This is a genomic window from Thermodesulfobacteriota bacterium (assembly GCA_040756475.1).
GTDB lineage: Bacteria > Desulfobacterota > Deferrisomatia > Deferrisomatales > JACRMM01 > JBFLZB01.
Map to the genome: position 1 here is coordinate 22,089 of JBFLZB010000002.1, position 11,255 is coordinate 33,343.

Consider the following 11,255-nt stretch of genomic DNA (forward strand, 5'->3'; position numbering starts at 1 on the left):
GGCCTCCGGGAATCGCCGATCGACGTTTCGGCTGCGTACCCCCGGGGGAGCGGCGCCCGGGGTGCGATGGGACCGGCGCTTCGGGCGCCGTTGACGCGGCGCACCGGTGTGCTACCCTCCGGCCGCCCGGCTGGGCCAGGCGCGAATGCGCGGCCGGACCCGCGCAACATACTCCCACACGGAAAGGAGAGGACCATGAAGGGCAACGAGAAGCTCATCGAGACACTCAACGCACTGCTGGCCGACGAGCTGACTGCGATCAACCAGTACATGGTTCACTCGGAGATGTGCGCCAACTGGGGTTACGAGAAGCTTCACGAGGGTTTCGAGAAGCGGGCCATCGACGAGATGAAGCACGCCGAGAAGCTCATCGGCCGCATCCTGTTCCTGGAGGGGCTGCCGATCGTGAGCAACCTGCACAAGATGCACATCGGCGCCGACGTGCCCAAACAGCTCGCCAGCGACCACGTGCTGGAGTCGTCCGCCATCAAGGCATACAACGACGCCATCGGGCTTGCCGCCGACGTGGGCGACCACGCGACCCGCGAGCTCCTGGTGGGCATCCTCAAGGACGAGGACGCCCACATCGACAGCATCGAGGAACTCCAGGACCAGATCGGCCACATGACGCTCCCCATCTTCCTCGGCACCCAGGTGGGGTAGGGCCGTACGGCGAGATTTCCGGAAGGCAAACGCCAAGAGGGCCGCGACGGGCGTCGCGGCCCTCTTGGCGGGAGTTCTCCGGGATCGCGGGGGGCTTTGGACCCGTCCGGCGCGCCGTCCGGGGCCCGCGAAGGGGGCTCGTGCAGCAGCCTACCGATGTGGCTAGGTGCGCAGGTCCGCCACCGAGACCCCCGGCAGCCGGGCGAGAGCGGCGGAGATCTGCTCCGGGGAGAGGTTCTGCACCTTGAGCACGGCGCCCCAGGTGCCTTCTCCTACCGGCCAGCTCCCGACGGCCGAGAGGTTCCCCCCCTGTTCCGCCAAGGCCCCCGCCACCCGGGAGAGCTCCCCGCGCCGATTGGGCAGGTGCACCGTCACGCGCACTCCTTTGCGCCGTGCGCCCAGGAGCTCGAGCATGGCCTCGAAGATGTCGGTGTCCGTGATGATCCCCACCGGCTTGCCCTCTCGCACGACCACGAGGCTCGAGATCCGCTTTGTGTTCATGACTCGGGCGGCCTCCTCGGCGGCCATGTCCTCGGTGCCGAGCGCCGGGTCTCGGATCATAACCTCCCGGATCCGTGTGTTGGCAGTGAGGTAGTTGTACTCGAAGCGGGTGAGGCCCGTGCCGAGTCCCGGGAGGGCCTGGGCCAGGGAGGCACGGGTCACCAGTCCCACGAGCCGGTCTCCCTCCAGGACCGGAAGGTGGCGGATTCCCTTCTCGGTCATGAGCGCGCCCGCTTCCGCCACGGTTTGATCCGGGGCAATGGAGACTGGCTCAGGTGTCATGAGGTGCTGGACGAGCATGGGAGACCTCCGGGGAGAGTTTTGGACGGGATAACGGGATCGACCTTTCCCCATCCCGTTCATCCCGTTATCCCGTCTGCAAGAAGCCCTTCTCCCCGAGCAGGGGCCGCGGGTCCACGAGCTTGCGCCCGAGACCTGCCGCCTTCTGCCCCAGGCCGAAGGCGAGCGCCATGAGTTGGGTGACATAGAGTACCGGGGTCTGGCGCGCCAGCGTCGGCATCTGGCGCTGGCGGTTGTCGAGGTTCGAGTCGCAAAGCGGGCACGCCACGACGAGGACGTCGGCGCCGGCGGCCTGGGCGTGCTCCACGATGTTCTGGCTTAGCCGCAGCATCACCTCCTTGGCCGGCACCGCGAGGCTGCCGCCGCAGCAGACGGTCTTGTCGTCCCAGTCCAGGGTCTCGGCCCCCAGGGCCCGGCAGACCTCGTCGAGCTCGGTGGGGTACTCGGGATGGGGGTGACCGGTGACCTCGGGCGGCCGGGTGAGGAGGCACCCGTAGTAGCAGACCACCCTGAGCCCCTGGAGGGGCCGGACCACCCTGGCCCGGATCGCCTCGGTTCGGACGGTGCCCGCGAGCCAGTCCGCGATGGACCGGATCGCCACCTCGCCTCGGTACCGGTAACCGAGGTCTGCGTCCACCCGAGCCCGGAGCACCGGGTCCCGGCGAACCTCGTGGTCGGCGGCCTTGAACCGGTTGTAGCAGGCGGCGCAGGGGGCCACCACCTCGCCAAACCCGCTCGCCTCCACCAGGGAGAGGTTGGCCAGGGGCGCCTTGACCCCGAGATAGGGATCCACGTGGTGGGCCGGGCTCGCCCCGCAGCAGGTCCAGCCGTTGGGCTCCACGAGCCGGTACCCCAGAGCGTCGGCGCACGCTCGAAAGGAGGTGTCGAACTCCTTGGCCAGGGAGTGGAGCGAGCACCCCGGGTAGTAGCCCACCTGGTTCGGCTCGGGGTTGCGGTGCTTCTGGCGGTCGGGCCGCGAGCGGGCAAGGGAGGGGAGAAAGCTGATCTTTGACCGCTTGAGCATCTCCACGCCCAGGTCCGCGTCCTCGAACCACTTTCCTGACAGCAGGTTCATGGCCCCCATGAGCCCGAGCTCGTACAGCCGCCCGAAGAGCCGGGCGTCCTTCAAGAAGATCTTGTGGAAGAGGGCCACCTCGGGCACCGCGGGCGCGATGCCCCGATCGTGGGCCACCTGGGTCAGGGTCTCCATGACGAGGGCGATGTCGAGCCCCTGGGGGCAGCGGGTGGTGCAGGTCTGGCACGAAGCGCACAGCCAGGGCGTGCGGGCCCTGAGGACCGCCTCCTCGTCGCCGATCTGCACGAGCCGCATGACCTGGTTCGGGGTGTAGTCGTAGTAGTCGGTCACCGGGCAGCCGCTCGTGCAGCGCACGCACTGGTAGCACAGAAAGGCGTTCTGCCCCGTGCGGGCCTCGATCTCCCTGGCGAGGTCGGGCTTGAGTGCGGTGGTGGTCGCTGCTGGCTCCATGGGAAGATCCTATTCTGGGACAGGATGACAGGATGGACAGGATGGAATTTTGGTGGAGCTGAACCTGCGAGCCGCCGGTCTGCCTGTAGCCGTTCCCCTCAGCCCCATCCTGATCATCCTGTGATCCTGTCAAAACCCCCCGCACCTCGAACCGCCGGCCGAGGCAGGAGCCCGGCGCCTTCCACGATGGGGCGCACGGCCTCTTCCCACTCGATGGCCATGACGTGGACGCCGGCCACGCCTTCGATCTCCCGGAGCTCCTGGATGAGCTCGACGCACATCCGGATGCCCTCGGCCTTCCAGGCTGTCTGGCGCGCTTCCTTCTCCTCGGGGGGGATCCCCCCGGCGGCGCCTTCGATCCGCTCGATGACGTGGTCGGGCACGGTGATGCCGGGGACGAAGTCGCGCATGTACTTGGCCATGGCCGGGCCTTTGAGGGGCCCCACCCCCACGAGGATCGCGAGCTTCTCGTGGACCCGGAGCCGGCGCACCTCCTCCATGAACCGCTTGAAGGCCGGCACGTTGTAGACGAGCTGGGTCTGGATGAAGTCGGCCCCTGCGGCGGCCTTCTTCGCCAGTCGCTGGGGCCGCCACTCCACCGGGTGGGCCTCGGGGGCCGCCGCGGCGCCGATGAAGAACCGGGGCTCGGCTCCCTTCACGAGGTCGCCGCACTGGAACCGCTTCTCGTCCCGGAGGTCCTTGAGCATCTGGAGCTGCTGCACGGAGTCCAGGTCGTGGACGTTCTTCGCGGTGGGGTGGTTGCCGAAGGACTGGTGGTCCCCGGTGAGGGCCAGGAGATTTCGGATGCCGAGCGCGTAGGCGGAGAGGTAGTCGGCCTGCATGGCCAGGCGGTTCCGGTCGCGGCAGGTCATCTGCATGACCGGCTCCAGGCCCTCCTGCACCGCGACGATCGACGCCCCCAGGCTCGACATGCGCACCACGGCGGTCTGGTTGTCGGTGACGTTCACCGCGTCCACCACCCCCTTGAGGTGGCCCGCCTTCACCCGGATGTGGTGGGCGTCGGCGCTCTGGGGCGGCCCCAGCTCGCCGGTCACCGCAAAGTGCCCCGCGGAGAGGACCTTCTCCAGATTGCTGCCCGACTTGTAGCCGTTGGCGTTCGTCATCTCAGCACCATGCAAGGACACCGGTGTTGGACAGGATGACAGGATCAACAGGATAGAGCCGGATTCTTGTTGGAAATGTCGGTGCGGAGTCTTGTCGCATAGCAGCGAGTCGAAGAGGTTCTATCATCCTGTCCATCCTGTTCATCCTGTCCAAGGGCTTATCCCTTCCTATCCCTCGTCCAGGAGGAGGAGGTCTTCCCGGACGATGCGGCGGGGGCCGCCGTCGCGGGAGGTGGACCAGTCCTTGGGGCCCTGGACGCCCGTGATGAGGTCCAGGCGACCGAGGCGTTTGAGCCGCTCGTGGATCAGGTGCCAGGCGCACTCCACATCCTCGGTGACCGGCACCTGCCGGCCGCGGGCGTCGGTCTTCATCACGGGGACGCCGTTTTCGCGTTTGACCCGCTTGACTTCGCACAGGCCGTTTTCCGAGCCTCCGCAGGGGCCGTTCTGCACCTGCTTGGAGCACCGGGCGATGGGGCAGATGCCGCCGGTCTGGCCGAGCATGCAGTTGCCGCAGGCCTGGCACTGCTCGGTCCAGATGCCCTGCTCCTCGGGCAGGCCCAGGAACGTGGTGTTCAGGCCGGGCACCACCCAGGCGTCGGGAAAGTGCCGGACCATGGCCTGGACCCCGATGCCGCAGGCGAGCGACACCACGGCGTCGGCCCTCCGCACGTGCTCGGCGATGCCGTCCAGGTACTCCCACTCGCACTGGCGCTGGGCCGTGACATCGGTCACCCGGCGAGTGGCCCCGTCGAGCCGGGAGGCCATGCGAAGGGCCGACGCCAGGAGTTGGGCTTCCTTCTCGCCCCCCGCCAGGCACACGGTGACGCAGGTGCCGCACCCGGCCACGAGCACCTCCCGCGCGTCCCCCAGAAACCCCACAATCTCCGAAAGTGGCTTTTGCTCGCCGACGATCATGGAATCACCTCGACGTGGGAGTTGGACGGGATAACGGGATATACGGGATGAAACCTGCCGAACTCTTGGTGAGACGTGGTCAGCCGGCCGGCTACACCGCGACACCCCGCGTAGGCACCCCGGCGTACGCGGCCGCCGTTGCTCCACATCCGGTTCATCCCGTTATCCCGTCCAAACCCCGTCCGCTCCGCAATGGGCTGGGCCCCAGCCGGCGGATGCGCTCGGTCATCTCCCGGGCGGCGGCGGCGAAGCTCTCGCCCATGCCCCCGGAGAGGAAGAAGATGCCCAGGCGCTCGCCCTCGAGCCCCACCTGCTCCAGGAGCTTGCGGGTGCGCTCCACCCGGGCCCGGGCCCTCTCGTTGCCCCGCACGTGATGGCAGTTGCCGATGGGGCAGGCGATCACGTAGACGCCGTCGGCCCCCTCTTCGAAGGCGGCCAGGAGGTAGCGGGCGTCGGCCTTCCCCGTGCAGGGCAGCTTCACCACCTTCACGGTGGCCGGGTACTGGAGCCGCAGCGCACCTGCCGTGTCGCCCGACATGTAGGCGCAGTAGCTGCACGTGAAGGCAGTGAGCTCCGGCTGAAAGCCGGGGCTCGTTGCGGGTGGCACGTGGCCCGTCGAGATTTGCCGGTCGGCTGTCATGGCGCGGTCGCTCCCGCCCTGGACGACTCGGCGAACTCGGAGTCCCACTGACCGAGAGCGCCTGTCATCACCTGGTCGTCGCGGTAGTGGGCGAGCTGGATGGCTACAGCGGGGCACTCGCCGGTGCAGGAGCCGCAGCCCTGGCACAGGGCGGGGTCGATCCAGGCGTGGCCCCCGAGGTTGCCCACCCCCGCCTGGTCATACGCCATGCGGGGGATGTGGAAGGGGCAGGTGCGTACGCAGGTGAGGCACCCCACGCACCGGTCCGGGTCCACCGCCGCCACGACCCCCCCCACGTAGAAGGGGTCGAGGCTCAGGACCGTGAGCGCCCGCCCGGCGGCTGCCTGGGCGCTGGAGATGGCCTCCTCCAGGAACCGGGGGTAGTGGGCCATGCCGCACAGGAAGAGGCCCTCGGCCAGGAAGTCCATGGGGCGCATCTTGAGGTCCGCCTCCAGGAAGAACCCCTCCTGGGAAAGCGGGAGCTGGAGGAGCCGGGCCAGCGCCCCCGTGCCCTCGGCGGGCACGATGGACATGCTCAGCGCCAGGAGCTCGGGCTCCAGAATGTAGCGGCGGTTGAGGCTCGGGTCGGTCACCTCCAGGCGCAGGGCGGCGCCGAGCGGGGTCACCCGGGGCAGATCCTCGTCGGTGTACCGCACGAACACGACCCCTCGGCGGCGCGCCTCGGTGTAGTACTGCTCCCGGAAGCCGTAGGTGATGATGTCTTTGTAGAGCACCGTGACCTGGCAGTCTGGGTTGAGCATCTTGACCCGGATGGCGTTCTTCATGGTGTTGGTGCAGCAGGTGCGCGAGCAGTAGAAGCTCTCGGCCTCCGCGGGCTTCACGCACTGGATCATGGCGACGCTTTGCATCCCCGCCACCCGCTCGGGCTGGTGGACGATCCAGTCCTCGAGTTCGAGCTGGGTCACCACCCGAGGGTCTTCCCCGTGGAGGAAGGCCTCCGGCGTCCCCTCCCGGCCGCCCGTGGCCACCACCGTGACCCCGTGCTCCACCTCGAAGGTGCCCCCCTCGGCCCCCGGGTCGGCGGTGCGGATGCGGCTCTGGAACCGGCCGATGGAGCCGCTCCAGGCGGCCAGCTCGCTGCGGGTGAGGACCCGGATGCGGTGGTGGCCCCGCACCCGATTGACCAGGTCGCGCAGGAGCCGCTGGGGGTTGAGGCCTTCGGCCAGGTAGTAGATGTGGCGCAGGTTTCCCCCCAGGGCCTCGCCCCGCTCCACCAGGGTCACGTCGTGGCCGCTGTCGGCGATGGCCAGGGCCGCCGTCATGCCGGCCACCCCGCCCCCCAGGACGAGCGCGCTGCGGAAGGGCTGGATGGGGACGCGCCGCACGGGCTCCAGGCGGGCCGCTCGCAGCGCCCCCAGCCGCACGAGCTCCGAGGCCTTGCGGGTGGCCGCCTCGGGCTCCCGGTCGTGGACCCAGGCGCAGTGTTCCCGCAGGTTCACCATCTCCAGGAGGTAGGGATTGAGGCCCGCCTGGCGCACCGCCCGCTGGAAGAGGGCCTCGTGGGTGCGGGGGCTGCACGCCGCAACCACCGCCCGGTTGAGGCCGTGGGCCGCGATGTCGGCCCGGATTGCCTCGAGCCCCTCGGGGAAGCACGCAAGCTCCACCCGGGCGGCGTGGACCACCCCGGGCAGGCCTGCCGCCCGATCCCGGATCGCGTCGAGGTCCAGGGACTGGGACACCACCGGGCCGCACGCGCACAGGAAGACCCCGGTGCGCGCCGGCTCCTCCGCCGTGTCCCGCTCCGGCGGGGCGGCATCGACGCGCCCCAGGAAGGGGTACTCCCGGGGGGCCGGCAGGCCGCCCAGGGCGTCGTGGAAGACCCGCATCACCTCGGCGGCGGCGCCGGCGGCGTCGAAGACCGTCTCGGCGATCTCCTTGGGGGACTGGAAGGCGCCGGCCACGTATACCCCGGGCTGGCTCGTCTGGAGGGGATGGAACTTGTCGGTGGCGCAAAAGCCGTGGGGGTTGAGCTCGACCCCCATCATCCGGGCGAGCTCCGCCGCTCCGGCCGGGGGCTCCAGGCCCACGGCCAGTACCACCATCCCGTAGCGCTCTTCCCGGGGCTTGCCGTCGGGCCCCGGGAAGCGCAGGAGGAGGTCCCGGGTGGCCGGGTCCTCCCGGATGGCGCTCACCCGACACCGGGTGTAGCGCACCCCGTGGGTCTCCATGGCCCGGCGGTGGTACTTGGTGTACTCCTTGTTGAAGGCCCGCTCGTCCATCACGAAGACCTGGCAGTCCACGCCGCCCAGGCGCTGCTTGGCGAGCACGGCCTGCTTGGTGGCGATCATGCAGCAGATGGAGGAGCAGTAGGGGTGCTCCTGGTCCCGGGAGCCGATGCACTGGAGCCACGCCACGCGCCCGGGGCGCACCCCGTCGGAGAGGCGGGCCACCATGCCCTCGGTGGGGCCCGACCGGCTCGCCAGGCGCTCGAACTGCATGGTGGTGACCACGTTGGGATAGCGCCCGTAGCCGAACTCCTCCAGGGAGGCCGGGTCGAAGAGGCGGTGGCCCAGGGCCAGGATCGTCGCCCCCACCCGGATCGTCTCGGTGCGCGGCTCCTCCTCCAGGTCCACGGCCCGCGTCGGGCAGATGGCCGCGCACTTGCCGCACCCCTCGCACCAGGGCCCCTTCTCGATGACGTAGGCGTCGGGGATGGCCCGGGGGGCGGTCTTGTAGGCGGCCCTGCGGTTGGACATGCCGAGCTGGAACTCGCTGGGGAGCGTCGCCGGACACACCACGGCGCACAGCCGGCAGTTGATGCAGCGCGCGGGGTCCACGTGCCGCGGGCTGCGGCGCAGGGTGACGGTGAAGTCCCCCACCTGACCCTGGAAGTCCACCACCTCGGTGAGGGTGCGCAGCCGGATGTTGGGGTGGAGGTTGTGGTCCTGGAAGGCCGGGGAGATGGAGGGCCGGGTGCACCCGTACCCGTGGTCCGACGAGCCCCGGCAGAGCACGCAGTCGTGGGTGGGGAACATGAACCCGAGCTGGGAGACCCGCCCCCCGAGCCCCGGCGCGGCCTCCACCAGGTGCACCTGGAGCCCGGTCTCGGCGAGATCCGCGGCGGCGCGCATCCCCGCCACCCCGCCCCCCACCACGAGGACCGAGCCAACCTTCCTGCCGTTGCCGTTGCGGCTTGGAGACATTGACGCTGCTCGTTGCTCGTTGCGCGTTGTCCGTTGTCCGTCGTCCGTGGAAGTCCGTGTCGGTCCGTGCCCGTCCGTGCGCTCCCCTCAGCCCCCCAGACCCATCAATGGCTCCGCGGGCACGGCGCACTGGTCCAGTGCCTGGGCCTCCGCCGGCAGGCCCAGGGCCACGGCCAGGAGCTGGGTCACGTAGACCACGGGAAGCTGGAAGCCGAGCTCCGCCTCCATCTCGGGCTGGCGCTCGTCGAGGTTCACGTGGCACAGGGGGCAGGCCGCCGCCACCAGATCCGCCCCCCGGGCGTGGGCCTCCCGGAGGATCTCGGCGCTCATGCGCTTGGCAAGGGCGGTGTGGGAGATGGCGAGGCTCCCGCCGCAGCAGTCGGTCTTTCGGGACCAGGAGAGGGGCTCGGCCCCGAGCGCCCGCACCAGCCTCTCCATGCCCTGGGGGTTCTCGGACTCGGCGGCTCCCGTGTCGGCGGGCGGGCGGGTGAGGAGGCAGCCGTAGTAGCAGGCCACCTTGAGGCCCTTGAGCGGTGCCGCGACCCTGGCCTCCAGGGTCTCCAGGTCCACCTGCCCCAGGAGGTCCACGGCGTTCAAGACGCGCACCCCGTCGCCGTACTCCTGCCCCAGCTCCCCGTCCACCCGGGCGGCGAGCTCCCCGTCCTCCCGGTAGTGGCGAAGCGCCGTGCAAAAGCGCCCGTAGCAGGCGGCGCAGGGGGCCACCACCCGATCGAGGCCCATGCGCTCGGCGATGGCGAGGTTCTGGAGCGGCATGCTCACCGCCCGCACCGGGTCGGCCCCGTGGGCGGGGGTGGTGCCGCAGCAGGTCCATCCGGGGATCTCCCGGACCTCGAACCCCAGGGCCTCGGCGGTTCCCCGGAAGGAGCGGTCGAAGGCGGCCCCGGTGGAGTGCAGCGAGCACCCCGGGTAGTAGGCCACCCGGTGCGGCGCCGGCTCCACCGCCTCGACCCGCTTCGGGGGCCGCGCCACCTGGGGGAGGAGCCGGATCTTCCCCTTCCGGATCATCCGAAGCCCCATGGGCAGATCCCGGAGGGGCTTGCCGTCCCGCAGGTTGAGCTCTCCCATGAGGCCGGCCTCGTACACCCGCCCGAAGACCCGGGCGTTTCGCAGGAAGGCCTTGAAGAACCGGGCGGTCTCGGGCACCGAGGCCCGGTCCAGGGTCTGCTGGCGGAAGTGGTCGATGATGCCCGGGATGTCGAGCCCCTGGGGACAGCGGGTGTTGCAGGTCTGGCACGAGGCGCACAGCCACACCGTGCGGCTGTCGGCCACCGAGGCGTCCCCCTCCTGGATGGCCAGCATCACCTGGCTCGGCAGGAGGTCGAAGTCCTCGGCCACCGGGCACCCGGAGGAACAGCGCAGGCACTGGTAGCACAGGTGCGCGTTCTGGTGGGTCGCTTGTTCGACCTGCTCCGCAAGAGCCCCGCTGCGCTGTGCCGTCATGGGTAACCCTTTGCGTGTTGCGCGTTGCGCGTTGCTCGTTGGGCCCCCCGTCCGTGGTCCGTGCCTTACGCTCTGTGCCCTGCGCCCTCGGCCGCCGCCGGCATGGGCTGCGGCCGGGGCAGGAGCCCCGCCCCCTCCACGATGGGGCGCACGGCCTCCTCCCACTCGATGGCCATCACGTGGACCCCGGCGACGCCGGGGATCTCCCGCACCTCCTGGATCTGCTCGATGCACAGCCGGATCCCCTCGGCGCGCCAGGCCCTGGACTTCTCGGCCTTGTCGTCGATGCCCTTGCCGGCCTGGGTGAGGCGGTCGATCACGGCCTCGGGCATGTCGATGCCGGGGACGTTGGCGGCCATGTACTTGGCCATGGCCGGGCCCTTGAGCGGGCTCAGGCCCGCCATTACGTACACCTGGTCCAGGAGCCCCATGTCGCCGAGCTTCGCCATGAAGTCCTTGAACCGGGGCATGTTGTAGATGCACTGGGTCTGGAGGAAGCGCGCCCCGGCCCGCACCTTCTTGGCCACCCGGAAGGGCCGGTAGGGGATGGGGTCGGCAAAGGGGCTCTCCACCGCCCCCAGGAAGAACCGGGGCGGCTCCCCTTCGAGCTCCTCCCCGTTGGCGAAGACGCCGTGGTCTCGCATCTCGGCCATCATCTTCACGAGCTGGATCGAGTCCACGTCCCACACGTTCTTGGCGTCGGGGTGGTTGCCGAAGGTCTGGTGGTCGCCCGTGAGGCACAGGAGGTTACGCAGCCCCAGGCCCCAGGCCCCCAGGAGGTCGGCCTGAATGGCCAGGCGGTTCCTATCGCGGCAGGTCATCTGCACCACCGGCTCCACCCCCTCCTCCCGGGCCAGGAGCCCCGCGGCAATCGAGCTCATGCGCACCACCGCAGTCTGGTTGTCGGTGATGTTGGCCGCGTCCACCGCGCCGCGCAGGAGGCGCGCCTTCTTGCGGATCACCTCGGGCTCGGCCCCCTTTGGAGGCCCCAGCTCCCC

At 70.1% G+C, this 11,255-nt stretch carries 9 protein-coding genes; 1 reads left to right on the forward strand and 8 read right to left on the reverse strand.

Going from position 1 to position 11,255, the window contains the following annotated elements; all coding sequences use genetic code 11:
• Positions 1-195 precede the first annotated feature (195 nt).
• Complete coding sequence (gene bfr / locus AB1578_00495) at positions 196-663, forward strand: bacterioferritin (GenBank protein MEW6486379.1); 468 nt, start codon at positions 196-198, stop codon at positions 661-663.
• A 162-nt stretch (positions 664-825) separates the two neighbouring features.
• Here the strand turns inward: bfr and AB1578_00500 are convergent, their stop codons facing one another.
• The 8 genes from AB1578_00500 to AB1578_00535 all read right to left on the reverse strand — a co-directional run.
• Positions 826-1,464 (reverse strand): CBS domain-containing protein, encoded by a 639-nt coding sequence (locus AB1578_00500; GenBank protein MEW6486380.1) that lies wholly within the window; start codon positions 1,462-1,464, stop codon positions 826-828.
• 67 nt (positions 1,465-1,531) lie between these two features.
• Positions 1,532-2,950: a heterodisulfide reductase-related iron-sulfur binding cluster gene (locus AB1578_00505; GenBank protein ID MEW6486381.1), complete on the reverse strand. Its 1,419-nt coding sequence runs from the start codon at positions 2,948-2,950 to the stop codon at positions 1,532-1,534.
• Between the two features lie 113 nt (positions 2,951-3,063).
• Positions 3,064-4,074, reverse strand: coding sequence for a methylenetetrahydrofolate reductase (locus tag AB1578_00510; GenBank protein MEW6486382.1), 1,011 nt, complete (start codon positions 4,072-4,074; stop codon positions 3,064-3,066).
• Positions 4,075-4,242: 168 nt separating this feature from the next.
• On the reverse strand, positions 4,243-4,992 hold the full coding sequence (locus AB1578_00515) for a methylenetetrahydrofolate reductase C-terminal domain-containing protein (GenBank protein MEW6486383.1): 750 nt from the start codon (positions 4,990-4,992) through the stop codon (positions 4,243-4,245).
• 154 nt (positions 4,993-5,146) lie between these two features.
• Complete coding sequence (locus tag AB1578_00520; protein MEW6486384.1) at positions 5,147-5,632, reverse strand: hydrogenase iron-sulfur subunit; 486 nt, start codon at positions 5,630-5,632, stop codon at positions 5,147-5,149.
• Positions 5,629-8,796, reverse strand: a complete 3,168-nt coding sequence (locus AB1578_00525; GenBank protein MEW6486385.1) for an FAD-dependent oxidoreductase — start codon at positions 8,794-8,796, stop codon at positions 5,629-5,631. The genes AB1578_00520 and AB1578_00525 overlap by 4 nt, the downstream gene beginning before the upstream one ends.
• An 87-nt stretch (positions 8,797-8,883) precedes the next feature.
• The gene (locus AB1578_00530) at positions 8,884-10,257 is read right to left on the reverse strand and encodes a heterodisulfide reductase-related iron-sulfur binding cluster (GenBank protein ID MEW6486386.1); all 1,374 of its coding nucleotides are present in this window, start codon (positions 10,255-10,257) and stop codon (positions 8,884-8,886) included.
• A gap of 65 nt (positions 10,258-10,322) precedes the next feature.
• The coding region (locus tag AB1578_00535) for a methylenetetrahydrofolate reductase (protein MEW6486387.1) at positions 10,323-11,255 on the reverse strand (933 nt) is incomplete at its 5' end.

What these genes read in the sequence shown, in the direction of transcription:
- bfr (MEW6486379.1), top strand. Translation starts at nt 196, where the DNA reads ATGAAGGGCAACGAGAAGCTCATCGAGACACTCAACGCACTGCTGGCC.
- AB1578_00500 (MEW6486380.1), bottom strand. Translation starts at nt 1,464, where the DNA reads ATGCTCGTCCAGCACCTCATGACACCTGAGCCAGTCTCCATTGCCCCG.
- AB1578_00505 (MEW6486381.1), bottom strand. Translation starts at nt 2,950, where the DNA reads ATGGAGCCAGCAGCGACCACCACCGCACTCAAGCCCGACCTCGCCAGG.
- AB1578_00510 (MEW6486382.1), bottom strand. Translation starts at nt 4,074, where the DNA reads ATGACGAACGCCAACGGCTACAAGTCGGGCAGCAATCTGGAGAAGGTC.
- AB1578_00515 (MEW6486383.1), bottom strand. Translation starts at nt 4,992, where the DNA reads ATGATCGTCGGCGAGCAAAAGCCACTTTCGGAGATTGTGGGGTTTCTG.
- AB1578_00520 (MEW6486384.1), bottom strand. Translation starts at nt 5,632, where the DNA reads ATGACAGCCGACCGGCAAATCTCGACGGGCCACGTGCCACCCGCAACG.
- AB1578_00525 (MEW6486385.1), bottom strand. Translation starts at nt 8,796, where the DNA reads ATGTCTCCAAGCCGCAACGGCAACGGCAGGAAGGTTGGCTCGGTCCTC.
- AB1578_00530 (MEW6486386.1), bottom strand. Translation starts at nt 10,257, where the DNA reads ATGACGGCACAGCGCAGCGGGGCTCTTGCGGAGCAGGTCGAACAAGCG.